Source organism: Winogradskyella luteola (assembly GCF_019203985.1).
Taxonomy (GTDB): domain Bacteria; phylum Bacteroidota; class Bacteroidia; order Flavobacteriales; family Flavobacteriaceae; genus Winogradskyella; species Winogradskyella luteola.
In genome coordinates, this window is the sequence record NZ_JAGSPD010000017.1 from 17,907 (window position 1) to 40,424 (window position 22,518).

The 22,518-nt window shown below is 33.1% G+C and carries 22 protein-coding genes; 9 read left to right on the plus strand and 13 right to left on the minus strand.

Going from position 1 to position 22,518, the window contains the following annotated elements:
• The 4 genes from KCG49_RS15235 to KCG49_RS15250 all read right to left on the minus strand — a co-directional run bounded on the left by KCG49_RS15235 (window position 1) and on the right by KCG49_RS15250 (window position 2,398).
• Window positions 1–519 carry a hypothetical protein gene (locus tag KCG49_RS15235; protein WP_218547736.1) on the minus strand — a complete coding sequence of 173 codons (519 nt, stop codon included), beginning with the start codon at window positions 517–519 and terminating at the stop codon, window positions 1–3.
• Between the two features lie 6 nt (window positions 520–525).
• Window positions 526–882 (minus strand): DoxX family protein, encoded by a 357-nt coding sequence (locus KCG49_RS15240; protein WP_218547737.1) that lies wholly within the window; start codon window positions 880–882, stop codon window positions 526–528.
• Entirely contained in the window at window positions 875–1,846 is a 972-nt protein-coding gene (locus tag KCG49_RS15245; protein WP_218547738.1) for a peptidase associated/transthyretin-like domain-containing protein, read from the minus strand. Before KCG49_RS15245 ends, KCG49_RS15240 begins: the two co-directional genes overlap by 8 nt.
• A 207-nt stretch (window positions 1,847–2,053) precedes the next feature.
• Complete coding sequence (locus tag KCG49_RS15250) at window positions 2,054–2,398, minus strand: DUF6249 domain-containing protein (protein ID WP_218547739.1); 345 nt, start codon at window positions 2,396–2,398, stop codon at window positions 2,054–2,056.
• Window positions 2,399–2,541: 143 nt separating this feature from the next.
• Here KCG49_RS15250 and KCG49_RS15255 point away from each other — a divergent pair, with 143 nt between their 5' ends.
• On the plus strand, window positions 2,542–3,129 hold the full coding sequence (locus tag KCG49_RS15255; protein ID WP_218547740.1) for an RNA polymerase sigma factor: 588 nt from the start codon (window positions 2,542–2,544) through the stop codon (window positions 3,127–3,129).
• Window positions 3,113–3,520, plus strand: a complete 408-nt coding sequence (locus KCG49_RS15260) for a hypothetical protein (protein ID WP_218547741.1) — start codon at window positions 3,113–3,115, stop codon at window positions 3,518–3,520. The genes KCG49_RS15255 and KCG49_RS15260 overlap by 17 nt, the downstream gene beginning before the upstream one ends.
• On the opposite strand, the gene KCG49_RS15265 is transcribed toward KCG49_RS15260, so the two are convergent.
• Window positions 3,517–4,833 carry a hypothetical protein gene (locus KCG49_RS15265; RefSeq protein ID WP_218547742.1) on the minus strand — a complete coding sequence of 439 codons (1,317 nt, stop codon included), beginning with the start codon at window positions 4,831–4,833 and terminating at the stop codon, window positions 3,517–3,519. The two genes, KCG49_RS15260 and KCG49_RS15265, sit on opposite strands and share 4 nt — an antisense overlap.
• Before the next feature lie 131 nt (window positions 4,834–4,964).
• Between KCG49_RS15265 and KCG49_RS15270 the strand changes: the two genes are divergently transcribed.
• The 4 genes from KCG49_RS15270 to KCG49_RS15285 are packed head-to-tail and all read left to right on the plus strand — an operon-like array spanning window position 4,965 to window position 7,834.
• On the plus strand, window positions 4,965–5,516 hold the full coding sequence (locus KCG49_RS15270) for an RNA polymerase sigma factor (protein WP_218547743.1): 552 nt from the start codon (window positions 4,965–4,967) through the stop codon (window positions 5,514–5,516).
• A complete protein-coding gene (locus tag KCG49_RS15275) occupies window positions 5,500–6,015 on the plus strand; it encodes a hypothetical protein (RefSeq protein WP_218547745.1) in 516 nt (171 codons plus the stop codon). Before KCG49_RS15270 ends, KCG49_RS15275 begins: the two co-directional genes overlap by 17 nt.
• The gene (locus KCG49_RS15280; protein ID WP_218547747.1) at window positions 5,999–7,192 is read left to right on the plus strand and encodes a hypothetical protein; all 1,194 of its coding nucleotides are present in this window, start codon (window positions 5,999–6,001) and stop codon (window positions 7,190–7,192) included. Before KCG49_RS15275 ends, KCG49_RS15280 begins: the two co-directional genes overlap by 17 nt.
• A 3-nt stretch (window positions 7,193–7,195) precedes the next feature.
• The gene (locus tag KCG49_RS15285; RefSeq protein ID WP_218547749.1) at window positions 7,196–7,834 is read left to right on the plus strand and encodes a hypothetical protein; all 639 of its coding nucleotides are present in this window, start codon (window positions 7,196–7,198) and stop codon (window positions 7,832–7,834) included.
• Window positions 7,835–7,996: 162 nt separating this feature from the next.
• Here the strand turns inward: KCG49_RS15285 and KCG49_RS15290 are convergent, their stop codons facing one another.
• The 8 genes from KCG49_RS15290 to KCG49_RS15325 all read right to left on the minus strand — a co-directional run bounded on the left by KCG49_RS15290 (window position 7,997) and on the right by KCG49_RS15325 (window position 19,564).
• Window positions 7,997–9,232 carry a DEAD/DEAH box helicase gene (locus KCG49_RS15290; protein WP_218547750.1) on the minus strand — a complete coding sequence of 412 codons (1,236 nt, stop codon included), beginning with the start codon at window positions 9,230–9,232 and terminating at the stop codon, window positions 7,997–7,999.
• Window positions 9,233–9,266: 34 nt separating this feature from the next.
• On the minus strand, window positions 9,267–10,226 hold the full coding sequence (gene rlmF / locus KCG49_RS15295; RefSeq protein WP_218547751.1) for a 23S rRNA (adenine(1618)-N(6))-methyltransferase RlmF: 960 nt from the start codon (window positions 10,224–10,226) through the stop codon (window positions 9,267–9,269).
• A 263-nt stretch (window positions 10,227–10,489) separates the two neighbouring features.
• A complete protein-coding gene (locus tag KCG49_RS15300; protein WP_369680372.1) occupies window positions 10,490–11,074 on the minus strand; it encodes a Crp/Fnr family transcriptional regulator in 585 nt (194 codons plus the stop codon).
• A gap of 156 nt (window positions 11,075–11,230) precedes the next feature.
• Window positions 11,231–12,883: a serine hydrolase gene (locus tag KCG49_RS15305; RefSeq protein WP_218547752.1), complete on the minus strand. Its 1,653-nt coding sequence runs from the start codon at window positions 12,881–12,883 to the stop codon at window positions 11,231–11,233.
• Between the two features lie 111 nt (window positions 12,884–12,994).
• On the minus strand, window positions 12,995–14,014 hold the full coding sequence (locus KCG49_RS15310) for a transglutaminase domain-containing protein (protein WP_218547753.1): 1,020 nt from the start codon (window positions 14,012–14,014) through the stop codon (window positions 12,995–12,997).
• A gap of 14 nt (window positions 14,015–14,028) precedes the next feature.
• Complete coding sequence (locus KCG49_RS15315; protein ID WP_218547754.1) at window positions 14,029–14,709, minus strand: carboxypeptidase-like regulatory domain-containing protein; 681 nt, start codon at window positions 14,707–14,709, stop codon at window positions 14,029–14,031.
• A gap of 178 nt (window positions 14,710–14,887) precedes the next feature.
• Window positions 14,888–16,798 (minus strand): molecular chaperone HtpG, encoded by a 1,911-nt coding sequence (gene htpG, locus KCG49_RS15320; protein WP_218547755.1) that lies wholly within the window; start codon window positions 16,796–16,798, stop codon window positions 14,888–14,890.
• Window positions 16,799–17,122: 324 nt separating this feature from the next.
• Window positions 17,123–19,564, minus strand: coding sequence for an alpha/beta hydrolase family protein (locus KCG49_RS15325; RefSeq protein ID WP_218547756.1), 2,442 nt, complete (start codon window positions 19,562–19,564; stop codon window positions 17,123–17,125).
• A 206-nt stretch (window positions 19,565–19,770) separates the two neighbouring features.
• Between KCG49_RS15325 and KCG49_RS15330 the strand changes: the two genes are divergently transcribed.
• The 3 genes from KCG49_RS15330 to KCG49_RS15340 form a co-directional block, all read left to right on the plus strand.
• A complete protein-coding gene (locus KCG49_RS15330) occupies window positions 19,771–20,781 on the plus strand; it encodes a 3-oxoacyl-ACP synthase III family protein (protein ID WP_218547758.1) in 1,011 nt (336 codons plus the stop codon).
• A 159-nt stretch (window positions 20,782–20,940) separates the two neighbouring features.
• Window positions 20,941–21,606, plus strand: a complete 666-nt coding sequence (locus tag KCG49_RS15335; RefSeq protein WP_218547759.1) for a DUF4131 domain-containing protein — start codon at window positions 20,941–20,943, stop codon at window positions 21,604–21,606.
• Window positions 21,607–21,728: 122 nt separating this feature from the next.
• Window positions 21,729–22,518, plus strand: a 790-nt coding sequence (locus KCG49_RS15340; protein ID WP_218547762.1) for a DUF2971 domain-containing protein, incomplete at its 3' end; no start/stop codon positions are given.

Genomic DNA, 22,518 nt, shown 5'->3' on the forward strand with positions numbered 1-22,518 from the left:
TTATTTCTTAATCTTTAAATCAGTGTAGACTTCTTGCGTTCCATGATATTTTTTTCCGAAAGATATATCAATGGTATATTTGACTCCATATAGCTCTAGAACTTTATCGACATTTTCTTTTTTTGCCTTGGCAAGTTTCAGATCATTTCTAAAAGTGTTTAGTGGCCCAGTTGCTAATGGCATAACAAATAATAAGCCTATTAAGGAAATAATAAATGGAGCTGCTGCAATAACTCTAAATTTTAATAAATATTGTGCTAGAAAATAACCAGCTAAAATTACTGCAACTGCTATAAATAGAAAAACAACAAAATTGGCATAGATAAGCCATTTTGTCTTTATTATATTTTCGTATTCAACATTAACAGCTTCAATTTTTGATTCTAGCTTTTCATCAAACTTGGCGTTGACGCATTTATTTACAAAATCCGGTTTTCGTTCTGTAATACCACATATAGTACCCGTCTTAAAATCTACTATTTGGTGATTACAAAGTTGACAATGTTTTCTAATATCCATTTTCTATTAATTCAAATAAACCCAAGCCCAATACATTAAAAAAAATTGAAGAGGAATACGTAAAATCAATATCCATTTTGGGATGCCAGCAGAAGCCTTTTCACCAGATAACATATAAAAATGTATAAGAAGAAACACGATAAGCATAATGATGATTCCATAAATTGAAACCACTTTTAAAACAGGAATACACAATCCGATTCCTAATAGTACTTCTGCAATACCGCTCAAATAGACTAAAGCCTTATGGTTTGGTAAATATTTTGGCATAATACGCATATACATCTTAGGTTTAATAAAATGCATAATACCTGCTAAGATATACACAATGGCCATGATATAGAGTCCGATAGGCTCATTCATTTTTAAAAGTTTTATAGGTTAGGCCAATGCCGTAATTGTGAAGATTTTTATCTAATAAGCTCGATTTAAAGCCATTGCCTTTATCAAACTTTACCCAATTGTTACCATTAATAAATACACGTTTTATATAGGTGTTTTTGTTTTTTACTCTATCTGTAAAAGGAAGTAATGGTCTAAAATTAGTGGGAATTTTAACTATACCATTTTTGGTTTTTATCTCTTTGTATTTTTTATTGGGCAGTAATTTACCAGCTTTATCAGTGTAGCCCATAACTTGCAGTGATACAAAAAAACCATCCTTTGGAATATAAATGCCATAATCTTCCACGCTCAATTCATAAGCATCTCCATTTTTTTCTGTTGCTCTAAAAACAATGGTTTTATAGGTTAATACTTTTCCTGGAACTCCTTCATCATTGGCATAAAACTTTACCTTAAATAAGGTTGAGAATTTTTTCTTGTCGCTATTGGAGCGTTTGCGTTTGTTCCAATCTTTAGATTCTAGAGCAATGGGAAAAATAACAGAAGTTAACTTTTGATCCTCAGTTTTTGTTTTAGGAAAATAAACTGCAATTTCAGATTCTATGGTTGGTAACCAGCATTTGTAATAATCGTCATCGAGATAGGGTTTTAAGGTTTCTTCTTCAAATTTTCTGTTCAATTTTGTATCGATAACAATCTCATCTAATTCATCGGCTTGGGCTTGCATTAGGAGCTGTTTGGGAATATTTTCGGTAGAGATATTCAAATTTTTAAACCCTAAAGCCGAAATGTATAGCGAATCAATATCTGGGTACAGCTTTTTTGTAAAGACAAATTTGCCTTCATCATCGGCAAAAATACCATTGCCATTGCCAAATGATACGGTTGCATAGCTTACAGGATATTTTGTAATACTATCTATAACTGTGATTTGTGCAATGCTTATTTGACTAAATAGCAGTAGGTATAGAATTTTTTTCATTTTACTAAGTATGCTTCAATCGTTCAAAAATCATAACTTTTGTCATTCTGAACTTGTTTCAAGGTCTATAATCAAAAGAATTAATAAAACTAAAGATGCTGAAATAAATTCAGCATGACAAATTATTTTATAACTACATTATTTATGCCATAAAAAAACGCCTCATTTCTGAGACGCTTTGCTATTTTGATTGATTATCTTGATGCATCAGTCATTTAAAGCTTTTCTTGTTTGTGTAAAGCCAATATAAAGTCCTACACCAGCCATAAAGAATATCATTGCGGGATAAACAGCTTCCTCGTCTAGACCTGTGTATGTGTCTAAAATATTGGCAATAAATACCCCAAGGCCAATTCCCATAAGAAGAAATGCTAAGTTTAAAACAATGACTTTCCATGAGGAACCTGCACGTTTGCCTATATTAAATATACTTGCATCAGCACCTTTTTCGATTAAGGCTAAACGCTCTTTGTTTCTTGTTGAGAAGTATAAATATACCATTCCAAAAATTGCAGCAAAGAGACTAATTGGTATTAAAAATTCTGCATCCATAATAGTTGTTTTTTAATTGATTAATTTTATTTGTTCACAGCTTATGACGATGAGTTTTTAATTTAGGTTACACTTTTTTCAAAAAAAAATAATTTTTATCAGATTGTGTAACCTTATAACATTTAATGTCGTCTTAAATAAAAATGACCACCAACGACGAAAATATATTAATAGATGCTATTAATAATGGCGATACTAGAGCTTATGCGCAACTGGTGGATCGTTATAAGGATTTGGTGTATACATTAGCGTTACGAATGCTAAAGCATAAGGAAGAGGCAGAAGAAGTAGCGCAAGATACATTTATAAAGGTGTTTAAATCGTTGCACAAGTTTAAGGGAGATTCTAAATTTTCTACTTGGATATATAGAGTGGCATATAACACTTGTTTAGACAACATTAAAAAGAACAAAAAATATTTAAACAATGTGGCAATAGATGAATTTACGTTCAATAAATTAGATACTATAGATAACGCTTTAGATCATATTATTAAAGAAGAAAAAAGTGTTTTAATAAAAAATTGTATTGATAAATTACCTGAAGATAGCAGTGTTATATTAACGTTGTTTTATTTTGAAGAACTATCTTTAGATGAAATATCCAAGATTATTAATATTGAAGCCAATACAGTAAAAGTGAAGCTTTTTAGAGCTCGAAAAAAACTAGCTGTTATTTTAGAACACCATTTACAACCGCAAAACAGAGTGAATTATGAAACAGGACGATAAAAAAATAGAAGCAGTAATAGACAAGCTAATGTCTGCCGATAGGCTCGATAAACCTTCCTTCGATTTTACGGACAAAGTAATGTCTAAGGTTGAAGCTTTGAGTCACTCTGAAATTACAGTTTATAAGCCTTTAATTCCTAAATATGTTTGGTGGTTGATTGTTTCAGGTTTTGCAGCATTGATTACATATGTTCTTTTTAAGCAACCAACCAGTAGTACTATAAGTTTATCAGAACGCTATGATCTACCTGATGTTTCATTAAGTTTATTTGAGGGATTATCCTTTAATTTTTCTAGTATTTTAATGTACGCTATGGTATTGTTCGCTATTATGGTGAATATCCAGATTCCTTTACTAAAACAGTATTATAATAATAGGTTGTCTTATTAATTAGGATAGTACCAAAAAGGTATTCTAGAGTGATAGATTTGTTGCGTATCTTTTTTTCTAATCCGTTTTCTAAGTACTTTAAGTAAATGTTTGCCAGGTTTTAAATCTTTAATGCCAACAAAGGTTTCAAAACCCATTTGTTTTTTAAGACTTTCGGTAAAAACAAACTCATTTTTATAATCTACAGAATCTATTCTTACCGTAAACACGTCGTTTAGAGTTTTTAAATAGGCTTTTCGTAAACTATCTCTTTTGCGCCAATTAAAGCTAGAGTCGTAAAACAGGTTAGAATTTAAGCCTCTATTATCTTTGCTCGTTTTTAAATTTTTGTTGAAGGTAAATACGTAGTCATCAAAATCTTCGTCCATAACCATAAACACTTTTATATGATGATCTGTAATCACCTTTGTGCCAATAGCTACATCTTCAATAAAATCACCTTCGCCAAGTAAGGCTTCATAATTTTTACTATTGGCAACAACTTCGTTAGAACTTACACCAGTTTCAAAATAATTTGAAGACCTGTAATTCAATGTCGTTAGTACAAGAATTAAAATATATATAGGAACAAGAGCCAAACTAATACGTCTTCCAAATCTATTATCTAAAAAGTTATAGACTAAAGGTCTGTATAAAAAGGCTAAGGTAATTTTGGTAAATACCCAATACATTGGAAAGTAAATTTTACTTATCCATTTCTTCTTCTTCAGCCAACCAAGTGTTACAAAATCAATAAAAGTGAGTAAGGAGCCAACAACTATAAAGAGCACCAATGGAATACCAATCCATTGCCCGAGTGTATCATTGATATTGTCATTATCTAAAAATAGTTTTATTACCATTACAATACCAATAATGGTTAATGTAAAGGCGAGCACATAGAAAATTAGTAAAAACGAAATGGCAAAAATTACACTACAGTAGTTCTCTAATTTACCAATATACTTGTCAAACGAGCCTACTTTTCTTTTAAGGTAATCGGTGAATTTAGGACTGTAGTTAAGCTCATCATAATCAATATCTCCAGACACATATCGCAAACCCAAAGCGCCAATCCAAAGACCTCTCAACACCACATGTAGCAATAAATTAAAGATAAGAATAGCGCAAGAAATTAATACTACAGTTAGCACAATCCATAAGTATAGTTTTTGGTCGTTTTGAGCTGCAGTGACTGCAATTTTTATATGCGGATACGCAGTAAACAAACCAAAAATGGCGAAACCAGAGATCAGTAATTCTAATTGCCAGCTTTCCTCCTGTAGTTTTTGTAGTAGTTTTTTAAATGCAGGATTATTATAATCTTGACTCATCTTTTTTTAGTTGGTAGGATTAATTTACTCTAAATTTACTCATATTCCGTTAATTTCAACTTTTTTATTCAAATTTTGAAACCCTTATCATTTTTCTTCGTTTTTAAATACAAAGAGACTGACTAACCTTTATGCAAAACCAAATCGATAGTTTATTAATACAAGCCTGTAAGAAAGGAAATCAAGTTGCTCAAATGCAGGTTTATGATAACTATTGTAAAGCCATGTTCACTATAGCCTATAGATATTTAAATGATGAAGAAAGTGCAAAGGATGCCATGCAAGAAGGTTTTCTCAAAGCATTTACAAATATTGAAAGTTATAAGCCAAACGCAACCTTTGGTGCTTGGTTAAAACGTATAGTTATCAATCAATGTTTAGACGTTTTAAAAAAGCAGAAGTTAAAATTTAGTGATGCTGAGGTTGAAGACTTAGAACTAATAGAAGATAACAATTGGAATTTTGAAACTTCAATTACTAAAACAGACATACTCAAAGCCATTGATCAGCTACAAGCAAAACACAAAATTGTAGTACAACTTTATCTCATTGAAGGCTATGATCATATAGAGATTTCAGAAATTTTGAATATACCAATCAAAACTTCAAGAACACATCTCAGTAGAGGAAAAGCCACATTAAGAGACCTATTAAAGCCTAAGTACAATGAAGCAAGATATTAGAGATTTATTTAAGCAAGGAGAGGATTTAAAAATACCTCCGGTAAATCATAGAGTTGAGTTTTTAGATAAATTAGAGAACCAACCAAAGAAGAAATCAAATTCATTCTTTTGGTTACGCATTGCAGCGATAGTTGTTTTTGCATTGACCGTAGGTATTAGTGTTTTCTATAATAAGCCAACTGAAGAAAATGTTTCGCCTATGATTGCACAGATAGAAGCTGTGGAAGCTGAGTATTTAGAAGACATTGAAAAAGAATGGAAAAACTTTTTATCTATTGCAAATGATGAAGTGCTAGTGGCTAGGTTTAAGAAAAAACTAGACGAATTAGATAGCGATTACAAAGAGATTTCTATACAGTTTAAGAACGACACTAATAATATTTTAGTCATAGAAGCCCTAGTTGATAATTTACAAACTCGGCTTCAGATATTAAGAGATATACAAGAACATATTAAAATATTAAATCAAAAAAGCGAACAGTATGAAAAATCAATTTAAACTCTCATTGTTGGTGCTAATCATATCAACGATAGTTTATGCTCAAAAGTCATCTACTATTGAGATGGACGAAATACACACCATTTACAAAGAGAATTTCACTACAAATGATAATACGACTTTAGTATTAAATTTAAAGAATACTACAGCTCAGGTACTAGAGTCACCAGATGATAACGTATATATTGAGTACACAATAAAGTTTAAAAATGTTAGAAAAAAAATAAAAGAAAGACAGTTAAAACACCTAATAGTTTCAGGAAAAAAGGAAGGTAATAAAATAAACTATTCTTCTAAAGTTAGAAGTAATATCGGTGATAGGTTTTATAACTATGAAGAACTGGTTATAGGTCGTTTAGGTGAAAAGATTACAGGTAGCGATTCTATTCAAAAGCCAATCCATAGAAAATCGATAGATTCTGTTCTGCAAGACATAAAATTGTCAGAGTTAACCCGTAGAAATAAAATACGAAAGGTACTAAATATAAAACCGCGTCAAGTTGAGAGATGGAATAAGAATACAAGTAATATTATAATATCTAAAATGGTTATAAAAATCCCAAAAGATATTCATGTTAGAGCCACTTTAGAGAATTCAAATTTAGTTTTTATGGATGATTTTTATAATCGTGCAACCATGAATATTAGAAACACCAGATTAAGATTTAAAAAAATCGGTAACCCCATGAATGTTTTTGATGTAGACAATGGTTATTTTAATGCAGAAACTGTCTTAAATGGAAAATATGATTTTGCTAATGCAAAAGAGGTTAGAATAGGTCGTTTAAGTAATTCATTTATAAATACAGAATTTACAAAAGTTGAAATAGGGGAAATAGGGGAAAATAATAAAATTATAGATTTTAATAGCGAATATTTTTTCTATAATTGGTCTAATAATTTTGAACGTTTTGATCTGCGTTCCGAATATTCTAAAATTCACTTCTTTTCACCATATGTCAATCACAGTTTAGAGGTTGTAGGTTACAATACCCGAAATCTACTTGGTGATGATGCAACAGAAATAACGATGCAGCCCAAAAGCAAAACGAGAAATTTACTGATGTCTAAGCCATCAAAACCTGAAGAAGATTTCTCAGGTCACATCTTCTTTGATATTGTAAATGGTATTATTTACTCACATAACGACGCAATCAAAACAATAAACAAAGACTAAATTATGAAGGTATTAAAATTATTTATTTTTGCATTTATTTGCTGTGGAGTAACAGAGGCACAAGAAACACAAGTGGATTTTAATAATCCATTAGGTTTAAAAATGGAGACAGAATATGCCTCTAATAACGAAGAGATAAGCGATATTTTAAGTTTTGAAGGCATAGATTACCTAAAGCTAAAATTCTCTGATGAAAAATTAAAGGGTAAAAGCTATAAACTTACCGTAAAAGAAATTTGGAATGGAAAAGTGAAATCTGAATCGGTAGTAGTAGATAGTAAAACGTTGGGAGTAAAACAGTTTGAAACTATAAATGATTCAGTGTTAAGTTTTAAAGTCATTTCAAAATTGACATCTGATAATCAGTTAAAAATGACTTTTAAATTCCCGAGGTTTGGTATTACAAAAAAGTTCGATGCCATTAAATCTGACGATTACAGTTTAAGAAATTTAGCGGATGAAAGCGACTTAGAAATTGGTTATAATAAAGCATTCTATCTGCTGGCTTACATCTTGCCATACGAAAGAGAGGATGGCTCAAAATCATGGTGTCAAGTCGGATCTTCTGGAGATGATATTGAGAAATGGGGTGAGGAATACGGGATTAAACACTATCTACTTTTTGAGATGAAATTTGAGTAAGTAGGTAAATAGTAAAATATTTCTACGCAGTCGAAAACCTTTGTGTTGCGAATTTAAATACATTTCGACTGCGTTCAATGTAATAATATAATTAGTACCGGTTTTTGACAATTTTTGTATTCTAAACCATCTAACAATCCAAGGATTTAGTCATTGAAAATATCAATACCACCGCTTTTTCTTCTTCTTAGAAGCAGTACTTTTACGACCTTTTTTATATTTGCTACCTTTCTTTTTATGCACTATAGGCTTCGCTTTTGGATCTAAAGGATAAGGATGTTCGGTCTCAACAGGGATTTGCACATTAATATACTGCTCTATGGTTTTTACATAATTTTTTTCGTCTGCTGAGCATATAGCATAAGCTTTACCGATATGACCGGCACGACCAGTTCTTCCTATCCTATGTACATAGGTTTCGGCAACGTTGGGCATGTCAAAATTAAACACGTTATCGAGCTCATTAATGTCAATACCACGAGCAGCAACATCTGTAGCAATAAGGATTTTTACATATCCATTTTTAAACTTATTTAGAGCTGTTTGCCGATCACTTTGGTTTTTGTCTCCATGAATACTATCTACCTTATAGCCGTTTTTAAGTAAGGTCTGCTCTAGTTTATTAACGCCGAATTTTGTACGTCTAAAAATGAGTACATTGCCTTTTATGGTGTTTCGTATTAAGTGCAAGCACAATTCTATTTTATTACGTTTAGGTACATAATAAAGCACCTGACTCACATCTTTAGCAACGGATTTGGTTGGAGTTACATCAATACGTTCAGGGTCTTTAAGGATGGTAATGGCCAACTGTTCAATTTTATAAGGAATCGTCGCAGAAAACAATAAGGTCTGTTTATTTTCGGGACAAAGACGTTCTATCTTTTTTACATCGTCAATAAAGCCCATGGCCAACATTAAATCAGCTTCGTCTAAAACTAAAGTTTCTATGTAGTCTAAATTGATATAATCTTGCTTATGTAGATCTAGCAAACGACCAGGAGTGGCAACTAATATATCGACTCCTTTTTTTAAGACATCGATTTGTGGTTCTATGGAAGTGCCACCAAAAATCACAAAAGTTCTTAGGTTAGAAAATTGTGAATACGTTTTAAAATTCTGTTGAATCTGTGATGCCAGTTCTCGCGTAGGGCTTATGATCAAAGCTTTAATTTTTTTACCGCGTCTTGGCGCATCTTGCTTGTCAAACAATAGCTGTAAAATTGGCATGGCAAAAGCTGCGGTTTTACCTGTTCCCGTTTGTGCGGAAACGATAACATCTTTTTTATCTAGTATTGGAGGAATTGCTTTTTGCTGTACCAAAGTAGGTTCGGTATAACCAGAAGCTTCAATAGCTTTTAATAAAGGTTTTATAAGTTTTAAGTCTTTAAATGACATTTACAAGAATTTGAAACAAAGGTAGAATAATAATTTACCAACGTTGTTTACGCCAGTCTTTTTGTTGTTGTGGTGACAAAAACGTCCATGCAATAAACCTACTTACTTTTTGGCCTTGTCCCATTTCAATAGTTTTTACATCTTTTGCTCTTATATTTTGTAAAATCTTATATGTCGGCTTTAGGGTTGTTTCTTTTGAAATAAGACTTGTAAACCAAAGACATTGCTTGCCAAAATGGCGGCTCTCATAAATCATATCCTTTACAAAACGAGCTTCACCACCTTTGGCCCAAAGCTCATTGTGCTGTCCGCCAAAGTTAAGTTTTGGTGTTACTTTGGTTTTTCCTTTTAGGTTTTTGAGTTTTCTTAAATTTGCTTTTTGAGCTTCTTCTCTAGATGCATGAAAAGGTGGATTACAAATCGTAAAATCTATATATTCATTGGGTTTAAGAATATTTTTGAAAAAAGAACCGGAATGTTTTTGATGCCTAATATCTACGTGAGACTTTAAGCTAAAATTATTCTCAATAATATTTTTAGCTGAAGCAATAGCGTTTTCATCCGTGTCACTTCCTATAAACGACCAACCATATTCATGATTTCCAATAATAGGGTAGATGCAATTGGCACCAACGCCAATATCTAAACCTCTAATTTTACTGCCTCTTGGAATGTCTTTGAGACTTCCTTGTAATACGTCAGCGATATAGTGAATATAGTCAGCACGACCTGGAATTGGAGGGCATAAATAATGCTTTGGTATTTGCCAAAATTCAAGACTGTAATGATATTTTAGGAGTGCTTTATTTAAAGCCAGTACGGCATCAGGATTAAAAAAATCAACCGAATCGTCCCCATATTTGTTTGGTGACACAAAGCGTTTTAATTCTGGAGAACTCTTAATGAGTGCTTCAAAGTTATAACGTGTTCTATGTTGACTTCTGGAATGAAGTTGGGATTTTATTTTAGGGTGTGCTTTCTTTTTTTGCAACATTTGGGCTATTTCTTGCAGTAAAGGTAGTTGAAAACAGTCAATTGTAAAATGCTTTTGTATTCCGCATCATTTTCTTGACCGATAGCTATTCAAATTATTTTCAAAAGTTTAAAATGCCTTAGTGAATGATGTGAAAAAAAGCGCAAGTTTATTCAACTTGCGCTATTTAGCTATTAATTCTTAGGGATAACTTAAATTAATCTTGTTAGGAGTACAAAATTAGAGTTATTATAACAATCAAAAATTGATGTATGATAAGAAATTTAGCTACTTAATAAGGCTTTTCTTATTCTGCTGAGGCTTTCTGTAGTAATGCCCAAATATGAAGCTATGTGGTAGTTCTTAACGTTTTTTTCTATGTTAGGATAAGTTTTAACAAAATCTAGATAACGTTCCTTAGCGGTTTGAGATAGGTTAGATAAAATCCGTTTTTGAAATGAAGCAAAAGCTTTTTCGAGCTTTACTCTAAAAAAGTGTTCTATTTTTGGGATTTTTGCATACAAAAGCTCTTTGTCTTGTTCAGTGATTTTATAAATAATGGCATCTTGTATAACCTCTATGCTCATTATGGCTTTTGATGATGAAAAAAACGCCGTATAATCACTTATCCACCAATCCTTAATGCCAAATTGAACCGTATATTCCTTACCATTTGGATCGATATGAAATGACCTTAAGCAACCCTCTAAAATATAGTACTGCTCGTTAACACTTTCGCCTGCATTGAGTAAGATGGTTCCCCTTTTAACATTGATTTTATGAAAAACAGATTCAATAAGTTTTATTTCTTCATCTGTAAAGACAAGATCTTTAAAAATCTCTTTTATCTTAGAATTATCGGAACGCACTTTAAAGTTTATTATTATGTTTAAATTACGTAAAAGCTTTTAAGCAAAGCGATTAAATTCGATATTAGATATTTAAAAAGGTTTATCTGTTCTTTTATATAAGAAAAACCACCTTGAACATTTCAGGTGGCTTATATTTAGTGCTGTTACGTAAATCTATTCTATTTTTTTAGCTATAGTTTCTGCACCTCCTTGGTACAAAGTAAAGCTTTCCACTTCACCAGATTTACCTTTATTAAATTTCACTTTTAACGCCGTAACTTTTGCAAAGAATGTCGTTTCATTTTCGGCAAAAATCTCGAATTTTCCCTGACCTGTAGCTTGCCCAAAAATTTGATTGCCTTCTACGGTAACTTCGACATAGAAATTAGGCCCCAATTCATATTTTCCTGCATAGTGTTTTAGAATATCATTGGATAATGTCATCTCTTTTCGGGCTTCAGGCATTGATTTTTCAACTTCATTTCCCACATTTTCCGAATCGGTTATAAAAATAGCTTGGCGTTTGCCATCGGCAGATCTAGAAAATTTATACTCCGTAGTACCTTCTTTAAACATAAAGCGGTTTTCTGACAATGGGAAAATATCAAAAACGGTATTTGTTTCAGATTCTCGCATACTTTTTAGTTGGCCATCTTCTATAAAAATATGTCGTATTGCACCATCTTCAAATTCGTAAGCACCTACCCATTGCTTTAGTTGGTCTTCAGAAAGTTTCACAACATCTTTCATGGTCGGAAAAGGTTTTCCTATGGCAGTGGCAGCAAGCTTTTGTGTAACATCTCCAATATTATTACAACTGCAATTACTGAGTCCGATAACATAAACATCTTCATCAATTAAATAGATACCATTAGTTGACGTACCAAAGATACCTCCGCTATGTGAATAGCCTTTAGAACCTCTGAAGCTCATTTCACTTAAACCATAGCCATAATCTATATGTTCACCATCGTTGAGTGTAGAACCATTTATGGCCTTTTCTAGAGAGGACGCTTTTATCAATGTATTATTGGCTAGCGCGTTTTGCCATTTTAGCATATCGTCTATTGAAGACATGAGAGAGCCTGCAGCATGTGGTAAAGTCATACTAAGGTAATTGGCATTGACGTAGCCAGATTCGTTTTCCTCGTATGGGTTGACTCTGTTTTTTATTAATTTTTTGTTGCTGCCATAATAGCTGTTGGTCATATTGAGTGGCTTAAAAATGGTGTTTTCAATAAAGTTTTCGTAAGTGTCTTTAGAAACTACTTCGATGATTTTTCCAAGAAGTACGTAACCAGAATTGTTATAGCGATATGCTTCGCCAGGATCAAAGTCCATAGGCTCATTTTTAAAATAATCGATTAACTCATCCAAGGTTTTATCCACACGAGCCACCTCTACTAAATTTCCAATGCCTGTGTAGCTCTTTATGCCCGACGTATGGTTGAGCAAATGATGAATCGTTATATTTTTACCGTTTATGGGATAATCTGGGATAAATTTGGTAATAGGATCATCTAAGCTGAGTTTACCTTGTTCTTCTAACATTAAAATGGCAATGGCAGTAAACTGTTTGGTTATGGACGCCAACATAAACACATTTTCGGGAATCATATCGACGTTAAGTTCTAAGTCGGCTTTACCAACAGCCTTTCTATAAATTGCTTTGCCATTTTTTGCTACTAAAATTGTAGCTCCTGGCATATCTGATTGATAATATTTTGAAACAATTTCATCGAATTGCTGGGTTAAATCTTGTGCTTGTAAGGTTGTCGTAAAAAGAAAGCTTAATGCTAGAATTAAGAAAGAAAATTTTGATTTCATGTGTTTTAAGATTGGTTGTTTATAGTGAGACGATACCCTAGAAATAAAGTTACAAAAAACCACTTAGAAAACTCTAAGTGGTTTAAACATTCAAATTCTAATCTTTAGACCTTAATTCAAAATTTTAGATTTCTTTATTTCAAAACTGTATGAAGCAACTATATCTTTTTTAATTTTTAAGTGCACATCATAAAATCCTTTTTGTTCAAATTTATGTTTAAATGAAATATCTCCATCCTCGTTTTTTAGATCATAAATTTTGAAAGTTCTATGTTTTTTGCCTACAACACGAACCAATGAAATATCTTTGTTGTTGATAGTGCTTAATGATTTAAACTTGAAACATATCTCATGATTTTTAGTAATAACAGTGTTTAGGTTCTTAGGGCTAATTGGAATAATTTTGTGTCTAAAGGTTTCTCCATAAACAATTGGTTCTGGTGTAAATTTACGTTCTATTATACTGTCATTTAAAAACCATTTTCTTTGTAGTGGATAATGGTTTTTTGCAAAAAGAATAGGGTCTGTTAAAAAATAGCCATCATTATAATCTTTAACAAAAAGACTGCCATTAATCATATAACCACTAGACCAGGTAGCATCACATAAATACCATTTGTTATTTAGCTTTACAGCATTCCATGAGTGGTTAAAGGATTCTAGCGCTTCTATGTTAGTCTCAAAAGATCTAGCATAGCCATCGATTATTTTACATTGTATATTAGCTATAAAGCACATTTCGTTAATGAGGTAGGCATAACCCGTACACATTGTTTTTTTATACTTTAGTAGTTTTTTAAAAGCTGATTTCTTAAACTCATTATTCCATGCGATATAACCAAGACTATCGTTTTTAAATTTTTCTCGTTTCCTGCTGACTAAGTTATGCTGAAAAGCATCTCCACGGATATTGAGACAGACCCAAGTGTAAATAGCTCTAAATTTCTCTATATCCGTAGAAAGTTTATGAGTAAGTTGAAACGTCAATAAAGGTAAATTATCTAAATCTTTGCCTTCATTAAGCTTAACAATATTGTCTGCTTTATTAAAATCAATATGATTAAAATCCGAGATTTGAGCAATTAGTGAATGTAGAAAAAAGTAAAATACAAAAGCTAATATATACTTCATGATTCCTTAGAAGATTAATTTCTCTTCGACTTAAAAATCTCTTTTACGGCGACTTCACCCATAATGACACAAGATGTATATTCCATATTCACCTTTAACTCAATATTAGTAGCAGATTTTTTATTCTCTATGATTACTTTTTGTGATTCTAAACCAACATAACTAATAATTAACACATCTCCTTTTTTGAGTTTTTTAGGAAATTCAAAAAAGCCATCAAAATCTGTCTGAATGCCGTGAGCGGTACCTTGCAAAATAACACTTGCACCAGGCAAGGGCAACCCATCTTCTTCTGTAACAACAGTTCCCTTTACCGTTATTCGTTCTTTGTTTTTTAACTCTTCTGTACTGGAGCTGTCCTTTACTTTTTTAGTTGATTGGTTTTGTTCCTGAGCTTCAGCAGGTGTTATGGAAAAGAATGATAATAAAGTCAGTCCAAGTCCCGTAAAAAAGTTCAGATATTTTTTTTGGGGTGATTTAAAAGGTGTTCTTAATTGTTGAGTATTAAAACGGCCACAAGTATTGTTGGTAGTTCTAGTTTTAAAGTAGTTAACAATCTCTTTATTGTTCATCTGGGTAAAGTCAATGACTTCTTTTTGGCAATTGTCACAAAAACCACCTTTTTCTGTAGGTCGAAATTGATCGTAGTTTTCTAAGCAAGGCTTTTTAATTTCTAAATTGAATTGTGTGTTCATGGTATAAGTATTTGTGTTAGACACATCAAACCTATACTTATTGATTGTAAAGAAAAATGGATATTGAGTTAATGGGTTGTTTGAATGAGTTAAGTAGTAGTAACTGTGAGTTATAAAAAAACCACTTAGAGTTTTCTAAGTGGTTTTTATAATGATAGGTAAATTATAAATATGGATTTTACTTAATCATATCATAGCTACGCTTAATAAAGTTAGTGAGTTCTTCACCTTTAAGAAGACCTTGAGATAAGCGCGCCAAATCCAAACTTTGGTTTATTAAACGTTCTTGTTTCTTTTTGGTCTTAGTATTTAAGATTTCGTTGACTAAGTCATGATTAGTATTCACCACCAAATTATACATTTCTGGCATGTTGCCCATACCAAACATACCGCCTCCACCGGTTTGTTGCATCTCTTTCATACGACGCATAAACTCTGGTTGTGTAATCATAAATGGTGAAGCATTGCTATCCATAGCTTCTAATTGTACCATGAATTTTTCTGATGGTACGACGTCTTTTAACAATTCATCTAACTTGGTCTTTTCCTCATCAGACAATTTTGAAATCGTTGTATCATCTTTCTTGATGAGGTTATCGATATGATCTGCATCTACACGTGCAAAAGAAATATGCTCTTTAGACGTTTCCAACTTTTGCATTAAATGGCTCACGATAGGAGAATCTAATAATAAAACTTCGTAGCCTTTATCTTTTGCGGCTTGGATATAACTGTGCTGCTCATCTGTATTGGAAGCGTACAGAATTACCATTTTATCGTCCTTATCAGTCTGCTTTGCTTTAATAGCATTGGTCAATTCTTCAAAGGTGTAGAATTTACCATCGACTGTAGGATATAGGGCGAAAGCATCTGCTTTTTCAAAGAATTTCTCCTCTGATAACATACCGTATTCAATAACGATTTTTATATCGTTCCATTTCTTTTCAAAATCTTCACGATTATTGTTGAATAGCGACTTTAGTTTATCTGCAACCTTACGTGTAATATAAGATGAAATTTTCTTTACATTACCATCTGCTTGTAAGTAACTACGCGATACGTTTAACGGAATGTCCGGTGAGTCGATAACACCTCTTAACATAGTCAAAAATTCTGGAACAATACCTTCTACATTGTCTGTTACAAACACTTGGTTTTGGTACAATTGAATCTTGTCTTTTTGAATATTAAGATCATTCGTCATTTTAGGGAAATACAAGATTCCTGTTAAGTTGAACGGATAATCTACGTTAAGATGGATATTGAAGAGCGGTTCTTCAAACTGCATTGGGTACAGCTCTCTGTAAAACTTGCTGTAGTCCTCATCTTTTAGATCGGCAGGTTGTTTTGTCCACGCCGGATTTGGGTTATTTATAATATCGTCTACTGTAATCTGCTTATGAGGTTCAGTAGTTTCTTTACCGTCTTTGCCTTTTGTTGTCTTTGGTGTAAAATCTGGGTCGTTTATTTCCTTTGTTCCAAATTTAATTGGAATGGGCATAAACTTGTTGTACTTCATTAGTAACTCTCGAATACGAGCTTCTTCTAAAAATTCGGTTGAGTCTTCTGCAATATGAAGAATAATTTCTGTACCTCTATCCGTTTTGTCTGCTTCCTCTAAAGTAAACTCAGGAGAACCATCACATGTCCAATGTGCCGCAGGTTCATCTTTAAACGATTTTGTTATAATTTCTACTTTATCAGCAACCATAAAAGCCGAGTAGAAACCTAAACCAAAATGACCAATAATTCCAGCATCCTTTTCAGCATCTTTGTATTTGTCTAAAAATTCCTCAGCACCAGAAAAAGCAACCTGATTAATGTATTTTTCTACTTCATCAGCAGTCATGCCAAGACCTTGATCGATGATATGAAGCTTTTTTTCATCCTTATCAATTTTAACTTCAATCTGTGGATTGCCATATTCTACTTTGGCCTCACCAATGCTGGTTAAGTGCTTTAGTTTTAATGTGGCATCAGTAGCGTTACTAATCAGCTCACGCAAAAAGATTTCGTGGTCAGAGTATAAGAACTTTTTAATTAACGGAAAGATATTTTCTACCGATACATTAATACTTCCTTTTGTCATTGTATTTTAATTTTATGGTCACTTCGAGTATTTTGAACGTGTTCAAAATTTATCGAGAAGTTCTCGATAATTCGACTTTGTCTTAACTCGAACTGACGAAAGTTGTTGTTTATTTTTCAGTATCATATAGACAAATAAAATACCAAGACAACATTTGTGACAAGATGGCATAAAAAAGACGGTCAAAAATGTTTTGCTCTGAATGTCATAAAAAATCTTGTTGAATTCTAACTTTTAAATCTTTTTAAAGATGAGATTCTTCACTTGTTCTTAATGGTAGAACTATTCACATTTTAGACCGTCTTTTGATCTTATGTATTTATGTTAGTCTTTTATAGCCTCAGCACTTTCAATGGTTTCTTCTTTCTTCTTTCGATTCTTTACGTGCTTATCTAGCCATTGGTCTTGTTCCCAAAGCATATGCATAATCGATTCTTTGGCTCTGTAGCCGTGACTTTCTTTCGGCAACATTACTAATCTTACGGGAGCTCCCAATCCCTTTAGGGCATTAAAATAACGTTCACTTTGTAATGGATACGTACCAGAGTTGTTGTCTGCCACACCGTGAATAAGGAGCAGAGGGGTTTTCATTTTGTCCGCATGCATAAAAGGGGACATATTATAGTAGATTTCTGGTGCCTCCCAATAGCTGCGTTCTTCACTTTGAAACCCGAAAGGAGTCAATGTTCTGTTATACGCCCCACTTCTGGCGATTCCTGCTGCAAACAGATTAGAATGTGATAATAGATTGGCTGTCATAAAAGCTCCATAACTATGACCGCCAACTGCTACTTTATTTCTATCTATGTAGCCTAAATCATCAACCGCATCAATAGCCGCTTTTCCGTTGGCAACCAATTGTGTTCTAAAAGAATCGTTGGGTTCTTCATCTCCTTCACCTACAATAGGGAAGGCGGCATCATCTAACACCACATAGCCTTTGGTGACCCAATAGATTGGAGAGCCCCAATACGGATATACAAATTCATTAGGATTTGCAGTACTTTGCGATGCACTAGCTTTGTCCTTAAACTCACGGGGATAAGCCCAAAGAATCATTGGATATTTTTCTCCTTCTTTATAATCTAAGGGTAAATACAATGTGCCTTCTAGATCTAAACCATCATCACGTTTATAATTAATAACTCGCTTGTCAACCTCTTCAAGACTTTTAAAAGGATTTTCAAAATCGGTAATCGGAGTTAATTCGTTCTTTTTAATGTTTCGTATATAGTAGTTTGGATATTCCTTTTTGGATTCAATACGAACCAGAATTTCGCCCTTTTTCATGTCAATGGCATAGTTAAGGCTTTCGAGCTTATCGGTATATTCAGATTGGTAGAGTCGTTTTGTTTTTCCTGATTTAATATTGTATTCATCAATAAAAGGAAATTGCCCTTCTTTAGAATAGCCATCTCCCATAAGGTAGAGTTTATCGCCATTCATATTTAAAGTAGACCTGCCAAATTCATTTCTCGATGTCACATAATTACCAGGATCACTATATCGGTCTTGGTAATTTCTATCTGAAATAACTTTAGCCTTTCCGTTTGAAGGATTAAACAAATAGGTCTTTAAATTTCTTGTATTCCACCAATAATCGTAAGCAATCGCTGTATTGTCATTTCCCCATTCTACACCGGCATAGCGTTGTTTTGTTTTTAAAATCTCTTTTGGTTTGCCATTAAACGGAGCGTCAAGCTCATAAACCACATCTCTGTAATCGACCTCAACCGCAGGGTCACCCTTGTCTAAAGCTTCTGCCCAAACTAATGTAGATGGTTTGTCTCCTCTCCATGTCATGTTGCGTTTACCGGTTCTAGTAGACATAAAACCTTTTGGTCTTACTTCGTCCAAAGGAACTTCATTGACAGTTTTTATTTTTTTGCCGTTAGCATCATACATAATGCTTTCGCTCGGAAACCTAGTGTAAGTCACTATATATGAAAACGGCCGCTTAACTTTTGTTACCATGATATAGTTTCCATCAGGAGAAAAACTAATGCCACGATACATATCAGCACTTAAAAAATCTTGAATATCACCATTAATGGACACTTTTTTAATTTCAGAACGTGCTAATTGCTCAAAATTGAATTCATCATTCGGTGTTTTTAATAGATCTTGATAGGTTCTGTTTTGAGCTTTGGCACCATCGCTCACAGAAACCGTTGGCCCTGTCGGAACGGCAACATCTGTATCGATTAACTCTTTTCGGTCGCTAGGTAACATTTTAACCAAAAGGTTTTTATTATCCTTAAACCAGTTGATGGTACTTCGCATATTGGCATTGACATTAGCATTGGTCAATTTTTTTACAGAGGCATCGGCAATGTTGAGCACCCAAACTTCAACACCTTTAGATGTGGTGTTTAAACAGGCGATCATGGTTTGGTCTGGTGACCAACTAAACCCAGAAAGTCTTGCATTTTCTGGCAGACCCGAGACTTGTTTAGCATCTTTATCGGTTATCTTTTTAACCTTAATATTGGTGTAATAATTGGTTCTGCTACCAATATTGGTCACAGGATTGATACGCAAACCGGCAAGTCGCAGTTCGGTTTCAGAAAGTTCTTCAATAGATTTGTACTGGTCGCGGTAGAGTAATACCATGTTTTTACCTTTACTGTCAATTTGTACTCCGGGCGCCAATTCTACATCTGCCAATTCCAAAATTTCTTCGGAAGGCTGCTGATAGGTGAGACTTTGTTGTGCATAACTATTTAAAAGAAAGAGAAATGCAAAAAATCTGATTAAATGCTTCATGTTTTTTGATTATTGATTAGTGGTTTGAAGGTACTGAAAAATAAGGCTTCAAAATGTGATTAAGATGTTAAATTTTGTTTAGAATAAAAGATGCGAACAGTTTGCTATGCACGCATAACGAATTGATATAAGATTCATACGAAATGGGTTAAATTTGTCCTTTAACAAGTTTTCCATTTTCTTTTGGAAACGAAAATAAATTTTAGATGTACAATTCAAGAATAACAGGTTTAGGAAAATATGTCCCAGAAAACGTTGTGACCAATGACGATTTAAAACAATGGATGGACACGAGTGATGAGTGGATTCAAGAACGTACAGGTATAAAGGAACGTCGCTGGATCGATCCAAAAACCAGTGATGATACCACATCGATAATGGGAGCAAAGGCGGCTAAGATTGCTATAGAACGTGCTGGATTGACCAAGGATGATATTGACTTTATTGTTTTTGCAACCTTAAGTCCAGATATGTATTTCCCTGGCGGTGGAGTACGCGTGCAAGAACTTTTAGAAATGGATACCATCGGAGCCATAGATGTGCGCAATCAATGCTCTGGTTTTATCTATGGCTTATCTGTTGCCGACCAGTTTATTAAAACGGGCATGTATAAAAATGTTTTGGTGATTGGTAGTGAAAACCATTCGGGTGGTTTGGAACGCTCAACGCGCGGGCGTGGTGTCACGGTTATTTTTGGTGATGGCGCAGGCGCAGTTGTACTGAGTAGAGAGGAAGATAATTTTAAAGGCATTTTATCTACGCATTTACATTCTGAAGGCAAACATGCCAAAGAACTGGCATTAGAAGGGCCAAGTACTGGGCGATGGGTAGATACCATTATGGAAAAAAACGACCCAGATGATGTGTCTTACTATCCTTATATGAACGGACAGTTTGTATTTAAACACGCTGTAGTGCGTTTTAGTGAAGCTATTGTTGAAGGCCTTAACGCAAATAATCTACAAAAAGAGGATATTGATATGCTCATTCCACATCAAGCAAATTTGCGTATTGCACAGTTTATACAAAAGAAATTTAGGCTAAGTGACGACCAAGTGTACAATAACATAATGCGTTATGGGAATACGACTGCAGCATCCATACCTATTGCCTTAACTGAAGCATGGGAAGACGGTAAAATTAAAGAGGGTGACAATGTGGTTTTGGCGGCTTTTGGTAGTGGTTTTACCTGGGGAAGTGCCATTATAAAGTGGTAGGCGTGTACAAATACTTATAAGTATTTGTACTTGTTTGTAAATGCGTAAAACCGCTTATGTTATTGTCATTTATAGATTATGGTTAAAATTTTATTATATTTAGAAAAGTACGTATATATAAGTGTTGGCAGTAATTAAACTCACGAACACTTAAATTGAATGGATTTTTCATCAATCATACATTTCTTAACCGACAAAACAAGAAATTTATCATCCAAAGCCTTGTTTATAGTTTTTGGGTTTATACTATTGATATTTTTAGACAATACTTTTAGTTTTTCATACTATTACAATACTTCTCAAAAAGTAACACAGATAAAGGAAATTAACGAAGGATTAAAAGACTCGACTTTTTCTGTTTCGGAAAAAAAGAAACTACTCAAACTGCGGACTGAATTAATTGAACATAAAACTCTTAAAGATAAAGTTTATGATTATTTGACAAATCTGAATTTTGAAACCTCTGACGAAGAAGCCACAGAAACTGTCGAAACGGTAGAATTAGAAGCCAAAAGAAATTCTAGAATACATTTCATTACTTCAGCTTGGTGGTTAGTGCTTTCATTCGGAATAATACTAATTGCGCTACCTTTTGTATTATTGACTGAAAGGAAAGATATTTTTGCTACTCTACTTGGATTTATATTTCTGGGAGGATTTGCATATCTGATTGCTTTACTTTTATCTAAAGTATTTTCATTCATACCGTTAATAGACAACAATCCGATGTATAATTATATTCTGAATGTTATTTTAAGTGGAATTATATTGTTGTTAATGTTATTAGCTGGAAAAAAGAAAAAAACTACTGCCAACACCGTATAAAATTAATTGCTACATTAGTGCTTAAATAAAGGTCGTTGCATTTTTGTTACGTCTGATTTTCCTTCGGAAAATCCTCACATACAAAACCGCAACTAATCTTATACATAAACGTTAGCAAACATTTGAAGCAACAAACAGAAATAAAGACATTAGACGATATTGAATTTCCAGAAGTTCTTTATAAATATCGTAGTTGGAATAATGAATTTAACAAAAGATTTATAACCAAAAGAGAAGTCTTTATGGCTTCACCAGATATGTTTGAGGACAGACTTGATTGTAAGATACCTGTGAGATATGATTTAATGACACCTGAACAAGCAAAACAAGTTTATACCAGAATATCAAAATTGGATAACACATTAAGCCGACAACAAAAACGAAAAAGAGTTAGACAATTATTAGACAGAAAAGAATATTTAGACCCAGAATTTAATGCAAATTATCAGAAAATTTACTTTTCTGGATATTTTGAGAGATTAGGGGTTTTGAGTCTTACTGCCGAAAACTGCCTTGAATCGATGTGGAATAAATATGCTGACAATGGAAAAGGATTTTGCGTTGGTTACAATTCAAGAATTCTATTTGAATATCTTGGTGGTGGTGGAAAAGTAGAATACGTGAATGAATTGCCTACAATTTTACCTGACCCAATTATGAGTAGAGAAGAAATCAGGTGGAAGCAAGTATATTTTAAAGAAAAGAAATGGGAATTTGAAAAAGAATATAGAACACAAAAGTTTTGGGAAATCCCAGCTACAATCTCTGACAGACAAATTATACTTCCGAGAGACGCTTTTAATTGTGTAATTCTTGGAAATAATATGAGTTCTGATGAAAAAAATGATATAACTCAAGCAATAGAAAACGAAATTGGAAAAATAAAAATAATTGAACAAAAAAACGTTTGCT